The 19,349-nt window shown below is 69.1% G+C and carries 15 protein-coding genes; 5 read left to right on the forward strand and 10 right to left on the reverse strand.

Annotated elements, in window-relative coordinates; all coding sequences use genetic code 11:
- Positions 1-12: 12 nt before the first annotated feature.
- From CBM2588_RS04105 to CBM2588_RS04115, 3 genes are read right to left on the reverse strand one after another with little or no spacing between them, the layout of a single operon-like run.
- Positions 13-3,309 carry an efflux RND transporter permease subunit gene (locus tag CBM2588_RS04105; protein WP_115679471.1) on the reverse strand — a complete coding sequence of 1,099 codons (3,297 nt, stop codon included), beginning with the start codon at positions 3,307-3,309 and terminating at the stop codon, positions 13-15.
- 2 nt (positions 3,310-3,311) lie between these two features.
- On the reverse strand, positions 3,312-6,434 hold the full coding sequence (locus tag CBM2588_RS04110; protein WP_115679472.1) for an MdtB/MuxB family multidrug efflux RND transporter permease subunit: 3,123 nt from the start codon (positions 6,432-6,434) through the stop codon (positions 3,312-3,314).
- A 9-nt stretch (positions 6,435-6,443) separates the two neighbouring features.
- Positions 6,444-7,910 (reverse strand): MdtA/MuxA family multidrug efflux RND transporter periplasmic adaptor subunit, encoded by a 1,467-nt coding sequence (locus tag CBM2588_RS04115; protein ID WP_115679473.1) that lies wholly within the window; start codon positions 7,908-7,910, stop codon positions 6,444-6,446.
- A gap of 335 nt (positions 7,911-8,245) precedes the next feature.
- Here CBM2588_RS04115 and CBM2588_RS04120 point away from each other — a divergent pair, with 335 nt between their 5' ends.
- Positions 8,246-8,989 (forward strand): response regulator, encoded by a 744-nt coding sequence (locus CBM2588_RS04120; RefSeq protein WP_115679474.1) that lies wholly within the window; start codon positions 8,246-8,248, stop codon positions 8,987-8,989.
- 33 nt (positions 8,990-9,022) lie between these two features.
- Entirely contained in the window at positions 9,023-10,294 is a 1,272-nt protein-coding gene (locus tag CBM2588_RS04125) for an ATP-binding protein (protein ID WP_115679475.1), read from the forward strand.
- Between the two features lie 193 nt (positions 10,295-10,487).
- Here CBM2588_RS04125 and plsY read toward each other — a convergent pair whose 3' ends face one another.
- From plsY to CBM2588_RS04155, 6 genes are all read right to left on the reverse strand, one after another.
- Positions 10,488-11,096, reverse strand: coding sequence for a glycerol-3-phosphate 1-O-acyltransferase PlsY (gene plsY, locus CBM2588_RS04130; RefSeq protein ID WP_115679476.1), 609 nt, complete (start codon positions 11,094-11,096; stop codon positions 10,488-10,490).
- Positions 11,097-11,220: 124 nt separating this feature from the next.
- Positions 11,221-11,712, reverse strand: coding sequence for an aminoacyl-tRNA deacylase (locus CBM2588_RS04135; protein ID WP_115679477.1), 492 nt, complete (start codon positions 11,710-11,712; stop codon positions 11,221-11,223).
- Between the two features lie 19 nt (positions 11,713-11,731).
- Positions 11,732-12,670 carry a site-specific tyrosine recombinase XerD gene (xerD, locus tag CBM2588_RS04140; protein ID WP_115679478.1) on the reverse strand — a complete coding sequence of 313 codons (939 nt, stop codon included), beginning with the start codon at positions 12,668-12,670 and terminating at the stop codon, positions 11,732-11,734.
- Positions 12,667-13,146, reverse strand: a complete 480-nt coding sequence (locus CBM2588_RS04145) for a methylated-DNA--[protein]-cysteine S-methyltransferase (protein WP_115679479.1) — start codon at positions 13,144-13,146, stop codon at positions 12,667-12,669. Before CBM2588_RS04145 ends, xerD begins: the two co-directional genes overlap by 4 nt.
- 106 nt (positions 13,147-13,252) lie before the next feature.
- The gene (locus CBM2588_RS04150; protein ID WP_115662932.1) at positions 13,253-14,221 is read right to left on the reverse strand and encodes a tripartite tricarboxylate transporter substrate binding protein BugE; all 969 of its coding nucleotides are present in this window, start codon (positions 14,219-14,221) and stop codon (positions 13,253-13,255) included.
- 103 nt (positions 14,222-14,324) lie between these two features.
- Positions 14,325-14,996, reverse strand: a complete 672-nt coding sequence (locus tag CBM2588_RS04155; RefSeq protein ID WP_231942095.1) for a chalcone isomerase family protein — start codon at positions 14,994-14,996, stop codon at positions 14,325-14,327.
- A 178-nt stretch (positions 14,997-15,174) separates the two neighbouring features.
- Here CBM2588_RS04155 and CBM2588_RS04160 point away from each other — a divergent pair, with 178 nt between their 5' ends.
- The gene (locus CBM2588_RS04160; protein WP_115679481.1) at positions 15,175-16,068 is read left to right on the forward strand and encodes an AEC family transporter; all 894 of its coding nucleotides are present in this window, start codon (positions 15,175-15,177) and stop codon (positions 16,066-16,068) included.
- 21 nt (positions 16,069-16,089) lie between these two features.
- Here the strand turns inward: CBM2588_RS04160 and queG are convergent, their stop codons facing one another.
- On the reverse strand, positions 16,090-17,304 hold the full coding sequence (gene queG / locus CBM2588_RS04165; protein ID WP_115679482.1) for a tRNA epoxyqueuosine(34) reductase QueG: 1,215 nt from the start codon (positions 17,302-17,304) through the stop codon (positions 16,090-16,092).
- 16 nt (positions 17,305-17,320) lie between these two features.
- On the opposite strand from queG, the gene tsaE reads away from it, so the two are divergent.
- Positions 17,321-17,833: a tRNA (adenosine(37)-N6)-threonylcarbamoyltransferase complex ATPase subunit type 1 TsaE gene (gene tsaE / locus CBM2588_RS04170; protein ID WP_115679483.1), complete on the forward strand. Its 513-nt coding sequence runs from the start codon at positions 17,321-17,323 to the stop codon at positions 17,831-17,833.
- Positions 17,827-19,347 (forward strand): N-acetylmuramoyl-L-alanine amidase, encoded by a 1,521-nt coding sequence (locus CBM2588_RS04175; protein WP_115679484.1) that lies wholly within the window; start codon positions 17,827-17,829, stop codon positions 19,345-19,347. Before tsaE ends, CBM2588_RS04175 begins: the two co-directional genes overlap by 7 nt.
- The last annotated feature ends 2 nt before the right edge of the window (positions 19,348-19,349 follow it).

The following is a 19,349-nucleotide window of genomic DNA, read 5'->3' on the forward strand; positions in this document are numbered from 1 at the left end:
GTCTTCGCAAATCTAGACGGCGGCCGGCTGGTCCGGCGTGCCGGCGCTGCGGCGGCGCTGGCGCCAGGCCTTCACCTTGAGGCGCCAGCGGTCCAGCGTCAGGTAGACCACCGGCGTGGTGTACAGCGTCAGCAGCTGGCTCACCACCAGCCCGCCGACAATGGAAATGCCCAGCGGCGCGCGCAGCTCGGCGCCGTCGCCGCGGCCCAGCGCCAGCGGCACCGCGCCCAGCAGCGCGGCCATGGTGGTCATCAGGATCGGGCGGAAGCGCAGCAGGCAGGCGCGGTAGATGGCGTCGCGCGGCGACAGCCCCTCGCGCCGCTCGGCGTCGATGGCGAAGTCGATCATCATGATCGCGTTCTTCTTGACGATGCCGATCAGCAGGATCACGCCGATCAGCGCGATGATGCTGAAGTCGGTCTTCGAGGCCAGCAGCGCCAGCAGCGCGCCCACGCCGGCCGACGGCAGCGTCGACAGGATCGTCAGCGGGTGGACATAGCTTTCATACAGCACGCCCAGCACGATGTAGATGGTGATCAACGCCGCCAGGATCAAAATGGGCTGGCTCTTGAGCGAGTCCTGGAACGCCTTGGCGCCGCCCTGGAAGTTGGCGCGCAGGGTCTCCGGAGCGCCGATGCGCGCCATCTCGCGGTTGATGGCGTCGGTCGCCTGCGACAGCGAAGTCCCTTCGGCCAGGTTGAACGAGATCGTCGAGGCCGCGAACTGGCCCTGGTGGTTCACGCCCAGCGGCGTGCTGCTCGGCGTCACGCGCGCGAATGCGGCCAGCGGCACGCGATTGCCGTTGCCGGTGACCACGTAGATATCCTTGAGCGCCTCGGGTCCCTGCAGGTATTCCTGGCTCAGCTCCATCACCACGCGGTACTGGTTCAGCGGATGGTAGATGGTCGACACCAGCCGCTGGCCGAAGGCATCGTTGAGCACCGCATCGACCTGCTGAGCGGTCACGCCCAGGCGCGAGGCCGCATCGCGGTCGATGATCACCGAGGTCTGCAGGCCCTTGTCGTTGGTGTCGGTGTCGATATCCTCCAGCCCCTTCAGGTTGGACAGCGCCGCGCGCACCTTGGGCTCCCACGCGCGCAGCACCTCCAGGTCGTCGGACTGCAGCGTGAACTGGTACTGCGAGCTGCTCTGGCGTCCGCCGACGCGGATGTCCTGCACCGATTGCAGGAAGAGCCTCGCGCCCGGCTCCTTGGCCAGCTTGTCGCGCAGCCGCGCAATGATGGTGTCGGCCGATTCGCGCTGCGCCAGTGGCTTGAGCGTGACAAACATCTGCCCGGTATTGCGCTGCGAGCCGCCGGTAAAGCCGGTCACGTTCTCCACCGCCGGGTCCGACTGCACGATCTTGATAAAGCTGTCGAGCTTGCCGCGCATGGCCTGGAACGAGGTGGCCTGGTCGGCGCGGATAAAGCCGATCAGCCGCCCGGTATCCTGCTGCGGGAAAAAGCCCTTGGGCACGATCACATACAGGTACACGTTGAGCGCGATGGTGGCGATCAGCACCAGCCACACCAGCGGGCTGAAGCGCAGCGCGGTGGACAGCGAGCGCGCATAGCCGTCATGCAGCCACTGGAACATGCGCTCGGTGGCGCGGAAGAAGCGTCCCTGTTTTTCCGGTTCCACCGGCCGCAGCATGCGCGCGCACATCATCGGCGTGGTGGTCAGCGATACCACCAGCGATACCAGGATCGCCACCGACAGCGTGATCGCGAATTCCTGGAACAGCCGGCCGACGATGCCGCCCATCATCAGCAGCGGGATGAACACCGCGATCAGCGACAGGCTCATCGACAGCACCGTGAAGCCGACTTCGCGCGCGCCGCGCAGCGCCGCTGCCAGCGGCTTCATGCCTTCCTCGATATGGCGCGAGATGTTCTCCAGCACCACGATGGCATCGTCGACGACGAAGCCGGTGGCGATGGTCAGCGCCATCAGCGACAGGTTGTTCAGCGAGAACCCGGCCAGGTACATCACCGAGAACGTGCCGATCAGCGACACCGGCACCGCCACGCTGGGAATCAGGGTGGCGCGCACGTTGCGCAGGAACACGAACACCACCATGATCACCAGCGCCACCGAGATCATCAGCGTGTGCTCGACCTCGCGCAGCGAGGCGCGGATGGTTGGCGTGCGGTCCATCATCACGTCCATCGAGATCGCCGCGGGGATCATCTTCTGCAGCTGCGGCAGCATCTCGTTGACGCGGTCGACGGTCTCGATGATGTTGGCGCCGGGCGAGCGGTTCAGCACCAGCAGCACCGACGGCTTGCCGTTGGCCGAGCCGGCGTTGCGGGTGTCCTGCACCGAATCGACCACGTTGGCGACGTCGCGCAGCCGCACCGGCACCGCGAACGAGTTGGGGCCGCTGGTGGCGCTGGTGCCGCCGGTGGCGCCGCTGGTGATGGTGGTGGTGCCGCTGCTGGTGGTCAGGGTGGTCACGGTGACGCCGTTGACCACCTTGGTGCTGACGCCGCCGCTGGCCGTCGCATTGGCGGTGCTGGCGATCAGCGCGCCAGCCGACGCCGAAGAGTACGTGCCCGGGGTGGCGTAGCGGATGATCAGCGGCAGGTAGTCTTCCGCCTTCATCGCCTGGTCGTTGGCGTAGACCTGCCAGTTGCTGGCGGCGTTCTCCAGCGTGCCCAGCGGCCGGTTGGCGTTGGTCGCGCTGATGGTGTTGCGCACATCCTCCAGCGAGATGCCGTAGTTGTTCAGCGCGGTCGGGTTCAGTTCGACCCGCACCGCCGGCAGCGAGGCGCCGCCGATGGTGACCTGGCCCACGCCCTCGACCTGCGACAGCTTCTGCGCCAGGATCGTCGAGGCCGCGTCGTAGAGCTGCCCGCGCGTCATGGTCGGCGAGGTCAGCGCGATGATCATGATCGGCGCGTCGGCGGGGTTGACCTTGCGGTAGGTCGGGTTGTTGGGCAGGCTGGTCGGCAGCGTCGCGCGCGAGGCGTTGATGGCGGCCTGCACGTCGCGCGCGGCGCCGTCGATATCGCGCGACAGGTCGAACTGCAGCGTCACGCGGGTCGAGCCGAGCGAGCTGCTGGAGGTGATTTCGGTCACGCCGGCGATGGTGCCGAGCGCGCGCTCCAGCGGCGTCGCCACGGTGGCGGCCATGGTTTCGGGGCTGGCGCCGGGCAGCGACGCCGACACCGAGATGGTCGGGAAGTCCACCTGCGGCAGCGGCGACACCGGCAGCAGCCGCAGCGCCGCGAGCCCCGCCAGCAAAATGCCGAGCGTGAGCAGCGCGGTCGCGACCGGGCGATGGATAAAGGCAGCCGAGAGATTCATGCTCAGACCGGCTCCTCGCCCGTGCCGCCTTCCTCCGGATCGCCGAAGCGGCGCTTGCGCCAGCCCTTCACGCGCGTCGCCACGCGGTCGAAGGCCAGGTAGATCACCGGCGTAGTGAACAGCGTCAGCACCTGGCTGAGCAGCAGGCCGCCGACCATGGTCACGCCCAGCGGGCGGCGCAGCTCGCTGCCGATGCCGGAGCCCAGCATCAGCGGCAGCGCCGCCAGCAGCGCCGCCATGGTGGTCATCAGGATCGGGCGGAAGCGCAGCAGGCAGGCCTGGAAGATCGCGTCGCGCGGCGACATGCCCTGCTCGCGCTCGGCCTCGAGCGCGAAGTCGATCATCATGATCGCGTTCTTCTTGACGATACCGATCAGCAGGATGATGCCGATGATGGCGATGATGCCCAGGTCCATCCCCGCCACCAGCAGCGCCAGCAGCGCGCCGACGCCGGCCGACGGCAGCGTCGACAGGATCGTGACCGGGTGGATGGTGCTTTCATACAGCACCCCCAGCACGATATACATCGTCACCACCGCGGCCAGGATCAGCCACAGCGTGTTCGACAGCGACGCGCGGAACGCCAGCGCCGCGCCCTGGAAGCTGGTCTGCATCGAGATCGGCAGCCCCAGCTCCTGCTCGACCCGGGTGATCTTGTCGACCGCCGCGCCCAGCGATGCGCCCGGCGCCAGGTTGAACGAGATCGTCGCCGCCGGGAACTGGCCCTGGTGGTTGATCACCAGCGGCCCGGTGCGCTCGGTGATGCGCGCGAACGCGCCCAGCGGCACCTGTCCGCCGGACGAGGAGGGCAGGCGCAGCTCGGCCAGCGATTGCGGGCTGGTGCGGAACTCCGGCATGGTCTCCAGCACCACGCGGTACTGGCTCGACTGCGTGAAGATGGTCGACACCAGCCGCTGGCCGAAGGCGCTGTACAGCGCGCTGTCGATCACCGCGGTGGTGATGCCGAAGCGCGCCGCGGCGTCGCGGTCGATATCGACATAGGCGCGCAGGCCGTTGTTCTGCTGGTCGCTGGTCACATCGCGCAGCTCCGGCTCCTGGCGCAGGCGCTCCACCAGCTTCGGCACCCACGTGGCCAGCGTCTGGGGATCGGGATCTTCGACCGTGAACTGGTACTGCGTGCGCGAGACCTTGTCCTCGATGGTCAGGTCCTGCACCGGCTGCGTGAACAGCGACACGCCGCCAAGGTCGTGCACCGCCTGCTGCAGCCGCTGCGTCACCACGCCGATCGGATCGCGCTCGTCCTTGGGCTTGAGGTTGATCAGCATGCGCCCGGCATTGAGCGTGGCGTTGGTGCCGTCCACGCCGATGAACGACGACAGGCTGGCCACCGCCGGATCCTGCATCACCACCTTGGCCACGGCTTCCTGCTTGCGCGCCATGGCGCCGAACGAGGTGGTCTGCGCGGCTTCGGTGATGCCCTGGATCACGCCGGTGTCCTGCACCGGGAAGAAGCCCTTGGGCACCAGCAGGTACAGCAGCACCGTCAGCGCCAGCGTGGCCACCGCGACCACCAGCGTTGCTTTCTGGCGATCGAGCACCCATTCCAGGCCGCGCCCGTAGCGCTCGATCACGTTGTCGAAGAAGCGGCCGGTGGCGCGGTGGAAGCGCGACAGCTTCTCTTCCGGCACATGATGCAGCAGCCGCGCGCACATCATCGGCGTGAGCGTCAGCGACACCACCGCCGAGATCAGGATCGACACCGCCAGCGTGATCGCGAACTCGCGGAACAGGCGCCCCACCACGTCGCCCATGAACAGCAGCGGGATCAGCACGGCCACCAGCGAGAAGGTCAGCGAGATGATGGTGAAGCCAATCTGCCTTGAGCCCTTCAGCGCCGCCTGCATCGGCGAATCGCCTTTCTCGATGTAGCGCATGATGTTCTCGATCATCACGATCGCATCGTCGACCACGAAGCCGGTGGCAATGGTCAGCGCCATCAGCGTCAGGTTGTTGATCGAGAACCCGGCCAGGTACATGACCCCGAACGTGCCCACCAGCGACAGCGGCACCGCCACGCCGGGGATGATGGTGGCGGGGATATTGCGCAGGAACAGGAAGATCACCAGCACCACCAGCGCGATCGCCAGCAGCAGCTCGAACTGCACGTCCTCGACCGAGGCGCGGATGGTGGTGGTGCGGTCGGTCAGCAGCTGCACGTGCACCGACGCCGGCAGCGCGTTCTGCAGCTGCGGCAGCAGCGCCTTGATGCGGTCGACCACCTCGATCACGTTGGCGCCGGGCTGGCGCTGGATATTCAGCACGATCGCGGGCTTGTCGTTGGCCCACGCGGCCAGGCGGCTGTTCTCGGGGCCGTCGACGATCTCGGCCACGTCGGTGATGCGGATCGGCGCGCCGTTCTTGTAGCCCAGGATGATCTGGCGGTATTCGTCGGCCGAGCGCAGCTGGTCGTTGGCGTCGATGGTCGAGGCGCGTTGCGGGCCGTCGAAGCTGCCCTTGGCGCCGTTGACGTTGGACGCGCCAATCGCGGTGCGCAGGTCGTCGATCGACATGCCCAGCGACGCCAGCGCGGCCGGGTTGGCCTGGATCCGCACCGCCGGACGCTGGCCGCCGCTGATGGTGACCAGGCCCACGCCCTGGATCTGCGAGATCTTCTGCGCCACGCGCGTATCGACCATGTCCTGAAGCTTGGGCAGCGGCATGGTGTCGGAGGTCATGGCGATGGTCATGATCGGCGCATCCGCCGGGTTGACCTTGCTGTAGACCGGCGGCATCGGCAGGTCCGACGGCAGCAGGTTGCTGCCGGCATTGATGGCGGCCTGCACCTCCTGCTCGGCCACGTCCAGCGGCAGCGTCAGCTCGAACTGCAGCGTGATCACCGACGCCCCCCCTGACGAGGACGACGACATCTGCTTCAGGCCCGGCATCTGGCCGAACTGGCGCTCCAGCGGCGCGGTGACCGACGAGGTCATCACGTCCGGACTGGCGCCGGGGTAGAGCGTGGTGACCTGGATGGTGGGATAGTCGACCTCGGGCAGCGCCGACAGCGGCAGCAGCCGGTAGGCCACCAGCCCGGACAGCAGGATGGCCAGCATCAGCAGCGCCGTGGCGACCGGGCGCTCGATGAAGAGGCGGGACGGGTTCATGCGGCGTCCTTACGGCTGCGGCGCGCGTGCGGTTGGTGCGCTGGCGCCGGCTTCGCGGTGGCGGCGGCGTTCGCCTTGCGGTGCCGAAGCGCCTGCCGCGCCGGCATCGGCCTGCGCGCCGCTGGCACCGCCCGCACCGCCCGCACCATCGCGATGGCGCCGTCCGCGCGCGCGCGGCTGGCTGGCCGGCACCACCGCGGCGGCGCGCGCGGCCGGGTCGACGGTCTCGACCGTCATGCCTTCCTTGAGCCGGTCGGCACCATCGACCACCACGCGCTGGCCGGGCTCGAGCCCCTTGAGCACCGCGCTACGGGTGCCGTCGCCGGGGCCCAGCTCGATCACCTGCACCTTGACCTGGCTGGCTTCGTCCACGGTATAGACGAAGGTGCCCTGCTGGCCGCGCTGGATCGCCGCCACCGGGATCACGGTGGCGTCCCTGAGCGTATCGACGCGCGTGCGCACGTTGACGAACTGGTTGGGGAACAGCATGCCGTCGGCATTGGGAAACACCGCCTTGAGCTTGACCGTGCCGGTGGTGGTGTCGATCTGGTTGTCGGTGGTCAGCAGCTCGCCTTCGCCCAGCTGGTTGCGCACCTGGCGGTCCCAGGCCTGCACCGGCAGCTTCTCGCCGGCGTTGAGCTTCTTCAGCACCGAAGGCAGGTTGTCCTCGGGGATGGTGTACATCACCGCGATCGGCTGGATCTGCGTGATCAGCGCGATGCCGTTGGTGTCGCTGGTATTGACGATATTGCCGGGATCGACCTGGCGCAGGCCGATGCGGCCCGACACCGGCGCCACGATCTTGGTGTAGCCCAGTTGCAGGCGCGCGTTGGCAACGTTGCCCTGGTCGGTCTTGACCACGCCCTCGTACTGGCGCACCAGCGCGTCCTGGGTATCGACCTGCTGCTTGGAAATCGAGTCCTGGCCCAGCAGCGTGCGGTAGCGCTGCTGGTCCAGCTTTGCGTTCTGCAGCAGCGCCTGATCGCGCGCCAGCTGGCCCACGGCCTGGTCGAGCGCGGCCTGGAACGGGCGCGGGTCGATCTCGGCCAGCACGTCGCCGGCCCTGACCATCTGGCCTTCCTTGAACAGCACCTTGAGCAGCGGCCCGGACACCTGCGCGCGCACGGTCACGTTGGAGACCGGGGTCACGTTGCCGAGCCCGTTCAGGACCACGTCCATGTCGCGCTGGGCCACGGTGGCGACCACCACCGGCGAGCGCGGCATGCCGGCCGGACCTCCTGGACCTCCCCGGCCTCCCGCCGCGGGTGCGCTGGCACCGCCGGGGCGCGCCGCGCTGCCCTGGGGGGCGTCGCCGCGGTGCGCATGCCAGTACCAGCCGGCCCCGGCCAGCAACAGCACCAGCAGCCCGGCATACAGCGGGCGCCGGTTCCGGCGCGGCGGTTTGCCGGACGGGCCGGGAGGGCGGGACGACGGGGAGGGGGAGGGGTGGGTTTGGCCTGGTTCGGGGTTGGACATGTCCGCAATCCTGGGAACGGCGCGCGCGGCGCACCGTCATGTGTTCTGCTGGCAAGTGACGATGCCGCAGTATGCCGCATCGCCATGGGTGCCGGCCGGCCTCGGGGGCAGCGGGCCCGCAAGCGCCGGCGTGCCGGCGAGTGCCGCGCGGCGCGCATGGGGCGGCACCGGCGGCAAGTCATGCGGCAAGGATAATGTGCGGGCACGGACGCCCGTATTTCGGCATCCGGCCGATTTATTACAGAGGATTACCAGGACCCCGCGTGTAACCTGCGGAAACAAAACCGTCCGGCCCCGCCGGCATATGTGGCGCCGGGGCTGACTATCATGTGCCTATGCGAACGAACCAGCCTACCCAGATCCTCGTCGTCGACGATGATCCCGAACTGCGCGACCTGCTGCGCGAGTACCTGACCCAGCAGGGCTTCGCCGTCTCGGTGATGCATGACGGCGACGGCCTGCAGGCGCGCCTGGAGCGCGAGCGGCCGGCGCTGATCGTGCTGGACCTGATGATGCCCAAGGTCGACGGCCTGACCGCGCTGCGCAACCTGCGCGCCCGCAACGACGATATCCCGGTGATTCTGCTGACCGCCCGCAGCGACGAGATCGACCGCATCGTCGGCCTCGAGATCGGCGCCGACGACTATCTCGGCAAGCCGTTCTCGCCGCGCGAGCTGCTGGCGCGCATCAACGCGGTGCTGCGCCGCAAGCTGGCGCGCCCGGCGGCGGCGCCCGAGGACCGCGAGTCGGTTGCGTTCGGGCCGTTCCGCGTCAACTTCCGCCAGCGCTCGCTGACGCGTGCCGGCCAGGCGCTGTCGATCAGCGATACCGAGTTCGCGCTGCTCAAGCTGCTGCTGATGCATCCGCTCGAAGTGCTGTCGCGCGAGCGCATCGTCGAGCTGATGTACGGCAGCGCCAGCGGCATCAGCGACCGCGGCATCGACGTGCAGATCTGGCGCCTGCGCCGGCTGCTGGATGAGGACGCGCAGCGCCCGCGCTACATCCAGACCGTGCGCGGCCGCGGCTACACCTTCGTGCCCGACGAAGCGGAAGAGATTCCCGCGGGCCTCCCCGAATAACCCGGCGCCGGCGCCACCAGGATCTGCTTGCCGATGAAGTTGCGACGTATCGATACCCTGTTCGGCCGCATTGCGCTGCTGATCGCCGCGGTGCTGGTGATCAGCCATTTCTCGTGGCTGGCCATCCTGCGCATGGACCGGCGCCAGCAGCAGGTCGACTATTCGGTGGAGCAGATGCTGTTCCAGCTCGACAGCATCGAGCGCGCGCTCGATGCGCGGCCCCCGGCGAAGCTGCCCAGCCTGGTGGAAACCGCCAACACCGCCGATGCCGACGAGCACGCCACCGCCCCCAAGGGCGGGCGCTCGCGCCGGCTGGTGGAGCAATTCATCAGCCGCCTGCCTCAAGGCACGGAGATCCGCCTGGAGGACGAGACCACGCCGCGCATCTGGATCAAGCTGCCGAGCCGCGCCGACTGGATCGCGATGCCGATCCTGTGGGTCCACAACCCGCCGCCGGACAACCGGCTGGTGCCGGGGGTGATGCTGGTGGTCGGCGTCGCCATCGTGTTCGCCGTGCTGATCGCATGGCAGATCCAGCGCCCGGTGCGCGACATGGCCAACGCGGCCGCGCTGCTGTCGCGCCAGCACGCCGTGCCGCCGCTGCGCGAGCGCGGCCCGCACGAGCTGCGCCAGCTGATCGAGCGCTTCAACCGCATGGTGGCCGACCTCGCGCGCATCGACCAGGAGCGCAACACCATGCTGGCCGGCATCGCCCACGACCTGAAGACGCCGCTGGCGCGGCTGCGCCTGCGCGCCGAGATGCTGGCCGATCCCAAGGCCGCGGCCGGGGTCACGCGCGATGTCGATTCGATGGCGGCCATCGTCGAGCAGTTCCTGAGCTTCGCGCAGACCAGTGAGTCGACCGCGCGGCCGGTGCCGGTGGACCGGCGCGTCAACGAGCTGGCCGCCTCGCTGGCCGAGCAGGAGCGCCAGGTGGTGCTGTCGCTGGGCGCGGGCGAGGGCTTCCGCATGATCGCCACGCAGCTGGACCGCATCGTCGGCAACCTGGTCGACAACGCCTACGCCTATGGCAAGCCGCCGGTCTGCATCGCGACCTCGCGCACGCCGGACGGCTACATGCTGGTGGTGGAAGACCGGGGCGTCGGCATTCCCGACGACGACAAGGAACGCGCCACGCTGCCGTTCGTGCGGCTGGATCCGGCGCGCGGCGGCAATGCGCATTCCGGGCTGGGGCTGGCGATCGTCGACCGGCTGGTGCGGCAGGCGGGGGGCAAGCTCAACCTGGTGAATGCCGACGGGGGCGGGCTGCGGGTGGAGATGCTGTTTGGGGCGGCTGGCGTGTGATGACCGCTGGTGTACTCCCTCTCCCGCTTGCGGGAGAGGGTTGGGGAGAGGACGGGAGCTTCAACGAAGTACGAGCCGTCGCAATTGCCAGCGCCTGCCCTCTCCCCCGGCCCCTCTCCCGCAAGCGGGAGAGGGGAGCAAACCGGCCGCCTGCTGACGCCCGCAGCCGTTTGCGGCAAAGCCATTCAAACCTTCAAACCTTCTTCTTCTCCCCGATCCGGCTTTCCTTCCCCGCCAGCAGCTTGGCAATGTTCTGCCGGTGCCGCGCAATCAGCAGCACGCTGATGACGAAGATCGCGCCGGCCATCACATCCACGCCGTTCATCAGCACATGGAAGAACGGCGCGAAGATCGCGGCCACCAGCGCGGCCAGCGACGAGTAGCGGAAAAAGAAGGCGATGATCAGCCAGGTGGCCAGCGTGCCGAGGCCCAGGATGGGGTTGATCGCCAGCAGGATGCCGGCCGCGGTGGCAACGCCCTTGCCGCCGGCGAAGCGGTGGAATACGGGGAACAGGTGGCCCAGGAACACGGCCAGCGCCACCATGGCCAGGCCGGTGTCGTTGAGGCCGTACGCCGGGCCGAAGCGCGCCGCCAGCCAGACCGCCAGCCAGCCCTTCAGGGCATCGCCGATCAGGGTCAGGATCGCCGCCTTCTTGTTGCCGGTGCGCAGCACGTTGGTGGCGCCGGGGTTGCCCGAGCCATAGGAGTGCGGATCCGGCAGCCCCATCAGCTTGCTGACGACCACAGCGAAGGAAATGGAGCCGATCAGGTAAGCGGCAAGGGCAAAAAGCAGATTGGCCATGTGGAGTGGGATGTTTTCAGGCTGGCGCGATTGTAGCGCGGCAGGGGCCTGGCCACGACCGTGACTACCCGGATTGGCGTGGAGGCTTGCTTCGGTCTGGAGCGGCGCCACGCGGCCGGCAAGTTCAGTCCGGCAGCGCGCACTGCACCGGCTGGGCCTCGAGCAGCGCGGGCAGCAGCTTCGGGTCCAGGCTGACCAGGTAGCCGCGGCGCCCGCCGTTGATATAGATGCGCGCCAGTTCCAGCACGGTCGCTTCCACATACACCGGCATGCGCTTCTTCGTGCCGAACGGCGAGGTGCCGCCCACCAGGTAGCCGCTGTGCCGCTGCGCCACCTCGGGCTTGCACGGCTGCACGCTCTTGCGCCCGGTCTGGCGCGCCAGGTTCTTGGTCGAGACCGAGCAGTCGCCGTGCATCAGCACCACCAGCGGCTGCGCGCGCTCGTCCTCCATGATCAGGGTCTTGACCACGTCATGCTCGGGTACGCCCAGCTGGCGCGCCGATTCGCCGGTGCCGCCGTGCTCGACATAGTCATAGGGGTGTTCGCCGAAGGCCACGCCGTGCTTGCGCAGGAACTGGGTGGCAGGGGTTTCGGAGACGTGCTTGGTCTTGCTCATGGCGATCGCTGTGTGCCGCTCAGCCGCGCGGATGGTGCTGCTGGTGCAGCTCGCGCAGGCGTTCGCGGGCGACGTGGGTATAGATCTGGGTGGTGGAAATATCAGCGTGGCCCAGCAGCAACTGCACCACGCGCAGGTCGGCGCCGTGGTTGAGCAGGTGCGTGGCAAAGGCATGGCGCAGCGTGTGCGGCGACAGCGGGGCATGCACGCCGGCATCGCGCGCATGGCGCTTGATCAGGTGCCAGAACGCCTGCCGCGTCATGCCTTCGCCGCGCTGCGTGACGAACAGCGCGTCGCAGGCGCGCCCGGCCAGCAGCGCCGGTCGCGCGCTCGCCAGGTAGCGCCGCAGCCAGTCGCCGGCCTGCTGGCCGAACGGCACCAGCCGCTCCTTGTCGCCCTTGCCGCCGACCACGCGCGCCACGCCCTCGTTCAGGCCGATCTCGACGGTCTTCATCTGGGTCAGCTCCGACACGCGCAGCCCGCTCGCGTACATCAGCTCGAGCATGGTGCGGTCGCGCAGGCCCAGCGGGGTGTCGGTGTCGGGCGCCTCCAGCAGCGCGTCGACCTGGGCCTCGGTCAGGGTCTTGGGGTAGCGCGGCGGCTGCTTGGCGGGGCGCAGCAGCAGGCAGGGATCGGCCTGCACCAGGTGCTCGCGCAGCGCCCACTGGTAGAAGCGGCGGAACACCGCCAGGCGCCGGTTGGCCGACGACGCGCGGGTCTGGGTATGGCGCGCGCTGAAGTACGCCGACAGCGCGCCGTCGTCGGCGCCGAGCAGCTCGCCGCGCTGCTCCTGCTGCAGCCAGCGCGCCAGCAGTGTCAGGTCGCGCCGGTAGGCGTCGATGGTGTTGCGCGAGAGCCCGTCCTCCAGCCACAGCGCATCGCAGAAGCGGCCGACCAGCGCCTCGTCGGCAGCGCTGGCGACGGCGCTGGGCTCGGCTGCCGCCGGGGCGCCGCTCATATCAGCATGGCGCCCTCATGGCGCAGCAGCCAGCGTTTGACGTCGAGGTAGAAGCCGTCTTCGGCATGGTGCGAGAAGCCGCCGATGCCGCGCGCCGAGACTACGCGATGGCAGGGGACGAGGATCGGGAACGGGTTCTGCCCGCAGGCCTGGCCGACCGCGCGCGGCATCGCGCCGATGGCTTCGGCGATGGTGCCGTAGGTGGTGGTGGCGCCGCGCGGCACCGCGCAGATGGCCTGCCACACGCGCTGCTGGAAGGCGCTGCCGGCGGCGGCCAGCGGCACGTCGAAGGCGCTGTCGGGATCGTCGTAATAGGCCGCGAGCTGCGCCGCGAGCCGCTGCGTCAGCGCATCGGCCGGGGCAAGGCCCTCGACGTGCCCGGGAAGGTACACGATGGCCCGGATGCGCGCGCCGTCCGTGCGCACGCCGATCTTGCCGAACGGGGCGGTAAGGATGGCGTCGTAGGGTGCGGGCATGGCGGTCAGGCTGGGGCGAATGCTGGATTCTAGTGCTTTTTGGCGCGGCCAAGAAAAAAGGGCCGCCTCGCGGCGGCCCCTTGCGGGTGGCGTCACACCGGCCGGATCATTGCTCCAGCTTGATGTTCTGCACCTTCACGAGATTCTTCATCTTGTCGAATTCCTTCTTGATCTCGGCCGCGTGCTGCGCCGGCGTGTTGCCCGACGGCTCGGCGCCGGCGGTGCGCAGGCGCTGCTGGAAGTCCTTGTCCTGCAGGGCCTTGACGGCGGCTTCGTTGAGCTTCTTGATGACCTCGTCAGGCGTGCCGGCCGGCGCCACCAGGCCGTACCAGGCCGGATCGTTCGGCTCTTTCAGGCCCATTTCGCCGAAGGTCGGCACATTGGGCAGCGACTCGAGGCGCTTGTTCCAGGCCACCACGATCGGACGCAGCTTGTTGGCCTTGATGTAGGGCATCGACGACGGCAGGTTGTCGACCATGATCGGCACCTGGCCGGCCAGCACGTCGTTCAGTGCCGGGCCCGCGCCGCGGTACGGGATATGGACCATGAAGGTCTTGGTCGAGACCTTGAACTGCTCGCCCAGCATGTGGCCGAAGCCGCAGGTGCCCGACGACGCGTACGAATACTTGCCAGGGTTGGCCTTCAGCACGGCCAGGAACTCCTTGTAGTCCTTGGCCGGGAAGTTGGGGTTCACCGCGATCACGTTGGCGACGTTGGCCAGGTTGGTGATGGGCTTGAAGTCCTTGATCGGGTCGTACGACAGCTTGGGGTTGCAGGCCGGGTTCACGGCCATGGTCGAGACCGTCGAGATGCCGATGGTATAGCCGTCCGGCGCGGCCTTGGCGATGGCGTCGGCGCCGATCGAACCGCCCCCGCCGGCGCGGTTTTCCACCACCACCGGCTGGCCCAGGATGCGGCTCATCTGGTCCGCCGCGCCGCGGCCGACGATGTCGGTGGTGCCGCCGGGTGCGAACGGAATGATCAGGCGGATCGGCTTGGTGGGGTAGCTCTGGGCTTGCGCCGCGGTGGCGGCGGCCGCCAGGGCCAGGGTCAGTGCGAGTTTGCCAGCTTGCATGAGATCATGTCTCCCGTCAGAAATCCGGGCAGGATGCCGCCCGGAAGCAAAAAAACCGTCGCAGTGCCACAGGTCGGGCGGTGCGCCGGCAGCGTAATCTGGGTCAGCCGCCCAGCAGGCCGCGCTTGACCCCGGCGTCGACCGGGTGTTCGCCCAGGAACACCCGCAGCAGGGCCTGGTAAAAGTCTTCGCCGGGAATCGGCCGGCCGCGCGGCGTGCCGTTGATGGCGACGACCGTCCCCGTTTGCGGGGAAAAATCCACGTTGATGACGTCGCCCTTGTGCGCGGTGCCGATCTCGCCCAGGGCGCGCTCGAACTGTACCAGCCGCGCCGCCAGCGCCTGCATCTGCGCCTCGCTGTGGTTGTCGCGCATGCCCTGGCGAATCGCGCGCACCACCGCCGGCGGCTCGGTCTCGCGCAGGATGCGTAACTGTAGCCGCTTGGCGCCGGACGTGCCCAGTACCACGGCCGCGTTGCGGGCCTTTTCCTCCAGGTACAGCGCGGCCACGTAACCCTTGGTCAGGAAGCCGGTGCGCAGCGCCGCGCCATTGAGCTGCAGCTCCTTGCCGCCCACGCGCGCCGCGTCGTCGAAACGCACGCCGGCGATCTCGAGCGCGCGCGCCGGCCCCGGTACGGCATGCACCACGGCCGCGGCGCCGAGCGCTGCCAGCACGACGGCCAGGCGCAGGCGGCGGCCCGGCCGGAAAGCAGGGCTGAGTCGGGAGCGGAGGAAGGTGTCCACGCGCAGGCGCGCGGAACGGATGCGGGACAACATGGCGGCAGGCGTACAACTTGGCATGTCATGCTGCCCGAAATCTGGAAAAATACCTATCCGTATCTGCCCTAGTCTGCACATTCCGGCGGTTTTGCCGTTATCTCTCCCCGCCGCGGTTTCTGTGCGACGGCTGCCCGGCAGTGCCGCGCCACTGCAATCACAACAACAACAACCCTGGATGTCTTCCGCCCTCCTGCTGGTCCCGGACTTCAGCCTGATCCTGATCGGCTGGCTGCTGGTGCGCTATTCCCCCTTCGACCGCGCCTTCTGGGGCGGGGTGGAGCGGCTGGTCTACTTCGTCCTGTTCCCGGCGCTGCTGCTGCAGTCGACCAATACCGCGGTGCTGGACTTCTCGTCGACCTCGGCCATGCTGGGGCTGGCGCTGCTGGTGCTGGCCACCGGCCTGGCCGGCGGCTATGCCGTCAAATGGGTGCTGCGGCCGGATCCGGTCAGCTTTGCCTCGGGAGTGCAGACCGCGTTCCGCTTCAATTCCTATATCGGGCTGGCGCTGGCCGCGCGGCTGGGCGGCTCTGAAGGGCTGGCGCTGATGGCGTTGATCGTCGGCTGCACCGTGCCGCTGTGCAACGTGCTGGCGGTGTGGGCGCTGGCCCGGCATGGGCAGGCCGCGCTGTGGAAGGAACTGGCGCGCAACCCGCTGATCCTGGCCACCGCCGGCGGGCTGGCGACCAACCTGATGGGGCTGCACGCGCCCGAGGTGCTGGGCATGACGCTGAACCGGCTGGGTTCGGCGTCGACCGCGCTGGGCCTGATGACGGTGGGCGCGGGGCTGCAGATCAGCGGCGCCACCGGCACCGCCGGGCCGGTGGCGTGGTGGACCGGGGTCAAGCTGCTGGCGATGCCGTGCGTGGCCTGGCTGGTGGGGCGGCACCTGCCGCTGACCGCGCTGCAATACCAGATCGTGGTGCTGTACGCCTCGCTGCCGACCGCCTCCAGCGCCTACATCCTGGCCGTGCGCATGGGCGGCAACGGGCCGATGGTGGCGGCGACGATCTCGCTGATGACGGTGGCGGCGATCGTCACCACGCCGCTGTGGCTGGCGCTGGTGAGCTGACCTGGCCGGGGAGATGGAAGGTCAGCCTGCCCGTTGCGCCGGCGGGCCGCCTTGCGCCAGGGCCCAGTCGATATGTTCCCGCACCATGGGGGTGGCGGTCTCGCGCCGCGCCAGCAGTGCGGCCCGAATGCGCGCGGCCAGGGCCGCGTCCTCGGCGCGCGAGCCCGACAGTGCCGTGCGCAGGCTGTTGCCCAGTCCCACCGCCAGGTTGCGCAGCCAGCGCTCGTGGCCGATGCGGCGGATCGGGCTGCCCTCGAGGCGCTGGTTGAATTCCGCTTCGGTCCATGCGAACAGCTCGACCATGTCGGGCGCGTCCAGGCCGTTGCGCACGTCGAAGTCCGGCACCGTGGCCACGTGCGCGAACTTGTTCCACGGGCACGCCAGCTGGCAGTCGTCGCACCCGTAGACGCGGTTGCCCATCGGTGCGCGGAATTCCACCGGGATCGCGCCCTTGTGCTCGATGGTGAGGTAGGAAATGCAGCGGCGCGCATCGAGCCGGTAGGGCGCGACGATGGCGCGCGTGGGGCAGATGTCCAGGCAGCGGTGGCAGCTGCCGCAATGGCCGGGTTCGGGCGGATCGGCCGGCAGCGGGATGTCGACCAGGATCTCGCCGAGGAAGAACATCGAGCCGCCGTCACGGTCCAGCAGCAGCGTATGCTTGCCGCGCCAGCCGAGTCCGCCCTGGCTGGCCAGCGCCACTTCCATCACCGGGGCCGAATCGGTAAAGACCCGATAGCCGAACTTGCCGATCTCGGCCTCGATCCGGCTGGCCAGCTGCTGCAGCCGGCTGCGCAGCACCTTGTGGTAGTCGCGCCCGCGTGCGTACAGCGACACCACCGCGGTGGCCGGGTCGTCCAGCCGCGCCAGTTCGTGGCGGCGCCAGTCGGCGGCCTGCGCATGCGCACCGGCGACCGGGACATAGGGCATGCGCGCCACGATCGCGCGCACCGTGCCGGGCACCAGTTCGGCCGGACGGGCGCGCCGCAGGCCGTGGTTGGCCATATAATCCATGTCGCCGTGGTAGCCCTGCGCCAGCCAGGCCAGCAGTCCGGGCTCGGCGTGCGCGAGGTCGACATCGGCGATGCGCACCGAGGCAAAGCCCAGCGCCGCGCCCCATGCGCGGATCGACGCGGCCAGCGCCGCAAGCTCCCCCGGGCCCGCGGCCGCATGGCCGCTGGTGTCTGGTGCTGGTGTGGGCGGCGCATCCGCCTGCCCGGGGGCGACTCGGTCGATCATTCCTGAATTGTACGCAATGCCCTTGCTCGAAGAACGCACCCTGACGCTGCCCGACGAAGCCGCCACCGCGCGCCTGGGCGCCGCGCTGGCCGCCGCCGTGCAGGCGATGCCGCCGCGCACGGTGCACGTGCAGCTTTCCGGTGACCTGGGCGCCGGCAAGACTACGCTGTCGCGTACCGTGCTGCGCGCCCTGGGCCACGCGGGCAAGGTCCGCAGCCCGACCTATACGCTGTGCGAGCCTTATGAAGTGGCTCGCGCCGACGGCTCGCCGCTGACGGTCTACCACTTCGACCTGTACCGCTTTGCCGATCCCGAAGAGTGGCTCGACGCGGGTTTTCGCGACTGCTTCGCCGAACCGGCCTTCAACCTGGTCGAGTGGCCGGAAAAGGCCGGACGGCTGCTGGGGGAACCCGACCTGCACGTGTTGCTCCAATCGGACATGGCCGGCGCCGATGACACCGGCGAGCGGCGGATCGCGAGGCTGCGCGCCTATACTCCCACTGGACTTACCTTGCTGAACGCATGCTGATCAAGCGACTTGCCACCGACCGCCCCGATGGACCCGACGGCCTGCTGCAGGCGCGCCGGAAATGGATGGCGCAGGCGCTGAAGCTGGGCGCCGGCACCGCCGTGCTGACGCTGGCCGGTCCGCAGATCGCGTTCGGCGCCGGCATCGTCGCGGTGCGCGTGTGGCCGGCGGAGGACTACACCCGGGTCACCATCGAATCCGATACGCCGCTGGCCGCGGTGCACCAGATGATCCGCGAGCCCGACCGGCTGGTGGTGGACATCGACGGCCTCGACCTGTCGCCCACGCTGCGCGAGCTGGTGGCCAAGATCACCCCGAACGACCCGTATATCCAGACCGTGCGCGTGGGGCAGAACCGTCCGCGCGTGGTCCGCATGGTGTTCGACCTGAAGGAAAACGTGGCGCCGCAGGTGTTCACGCTGGCGCCCATCGGCAGCTACCGCAACCGGCTGGTGTTCGACCTGTACCCGGTCAACCCGCCCGACCCGCTGTGGAAGCTGGTGCGCGACACCGAGGAAAAGCAGCGCCGCTTTGCCACCTCCGAGCCGGCGCCGGGCGCGGAAGGCATCGCCGGCGCCCCGGCCGGCGCCGAGGAAGACGCCATCGGCGCGCTGGTGCGCCGCTTCGACGAGAAGGGCGAGGTGCCGCCCACCACCGCGCCGCTGCCGCCGCCGGTGGCCGCCGCAAGGCCGCGGCCCTCGACGCCGTCCTCGGCGCCGGTGCCGCCGGTGCCGGCCCCGAACGCACCCGTGGTGCCGCCGGTCGCGCGCGACAATCCCACCGCCGAGCGTCCGTTCAAGATGCGCCGCCTGCTGACCGTGGCGATCGACCCCGGCCATGGCGGCGAAGACCCGGGCGCGATCGGCGCGGCCGGCTCGCGCGAAAAAGACGTGGTGCTGCAGATCGCGCACCGGCTGCGCGCCAAGATCGACGCCCAGCCCAATATGCGCGCGATGATGACGCGCGACGCCGATTTCTTCGTGCCGCTGAACGTGCGCGTGCAGAAGGCGCGCCGGGTGCAGGCGGACCTGTTCGTGTCGATCCACGCCGACGCCTTCCTGTCGCCCGAGGCGCGCGGCGCGTCGGTGTTCGCGCTGTCCGAGCGCGGCGCGTCCAGCACCGCCGCGCGCTGGCTGGCCAACAAGGAAAACGCCTCGGACCTGATCGGCGGCGCCAACATGGGCAACAAGGATGCGCAGGTGGCACGCGTGCTGCTGGACCTGTCGACCACCGCGCAGATCAACGACAGCCTGCTGGTGGGCAAGGCCGTGCTGGGCGAGATCGGCGGCATCAACAAGCTGCACAAGGCCCACGTCGAACAGGCGGGGTTTGCCGTGCTGAAGGCCCCGGACATCCCGTCGATCCTGATCGAGACCGCGTTTATCAGCAATCCGGAAGAGGAGCGCAAGCTCAACGACAACGCGCACCAGGAGCAGCTGGCCAATGCCATCCTGAAAGGCATCCGTTCGTACTTCGCGCGCAATCCGCCGCTGTCGAAGAATCCCTCGGTCTGAGC

Origin of the sequence: Cupriavidus taiwanensis, from assembly GCF_900250075.1 — a bacterium.
GTDB lineage: Bacteria > Pseudomonadota > Gammaproteobacteria > Burkholderiales > Burkholderiaceae > Cupriavidus > Cupriavidus taiwanensis_C.

Bases quoted from the DNA above. Each gene is read 5' to 3' on its own strand.
- CBM2588_RS04105 (WP_115679471.1), bottom strand. From the start codon at position 3,309: ATGAATCTCTCGGCTGCCTTTATCCATCGCCCGGTCGCGACCGCGCTG.
- CBM2588_RS04110 (WP_115679472.1), bottom strand. From the start codon at position 6,434: ATGAACCCGTCCCGCCTCTTCATCGAGCGCCCGGTCGCCACGGCGCTG.
- CBM2588_RS04115 (WP_115679473.1), bottom strand. From the start codon at position 7,910: ATGTCCAACCCCGAACCAGGCCAAACCCACCCCTCCCCCTCCCCGTCG.
- CBM2588_RS04120 (WP_115679474.1), top strand. From the start codon at position 8,246: ATGCGAACGAACCAGCCTACCCAGATCCTCGTCGTCGACGATGATCCC.
- CBM2588_RS04125 (WP_115679475.1), top strand. From the start codon at position 9,023: ATGAAGTTGCGACGTATCGATACCCTGTTCGGCCGCATTGCGCTGCTG.
- plsY (WP_115679476.1), bottom strand. From the start codon at position 11,096: ATGGCCAATCTGCTTTTTGCCCTTGCCGCTTACCTGATCGGCTCCATT.
- CBM2588_RS04135 (WP_115679477.1), bottom strand. From the start codon at position 11,712: ATGAGCAAGACCAAGCACGTCTCCGAAACCCCTGCCACCCAGTTCCTG.
- xerD (WP_115679478.1), bottom strand. From the start codon at position 12,670: ATGAGCGGCGCCCCGGCGGCAGCCGAGCCCAGCGCCGTCGCCAGCGCT.
- CBM2588_RS04145 (WP_115679479.1), bottom strand. From the start codon at position 13,146: ATGCCCGCACCCTACGACGCCATCCTTACCGCCCCGTTCGGCAAGATC.
- CBM2588_RS04150 (WP_115662932.1), bottom strand. From the start codon at position 14,221: ATGCAAGCTGGCAAACTCGCACTGACCCTGGCCCTGGCGGCCGCCGCC.
- CBM2588_RS04155 (WP_231942095.1), bottom strand. From the start codon at position 14,996: ATGTTGTCCCGCATCCGTTCCGCGCGCCTGCGCGTGGACACCTTCCTC.
- CBM2588_RS04160 (WP_115679481.1), top strand. From the start codon at position 15,175: ATGTCTTCCGCCCTCCTGCTGGTCCCGGACTTCAGCCTGATCCTGATC.
- queG (WP_115679482.1), bottom strand. From the start codon at position 17,304: ATGATCGACCGAGTCGCCCCCGGGCAGGCGGATGCGCCGCCCACACCA.
- tsaE (WP_115679483.1), top strand. From the start codon at position 17,321: ATGCCCTTGCTCGAAGAACGCACCCTGACGCTGCCCGACGAAGCCGCC.
- CBM2588_RS04175 (WP_115679484.1), top strand. From the start codon at position 17,827: ATGCTGATCAAGCGACTTGCCACCGACCGCCCCGATGGACCCGACGGC.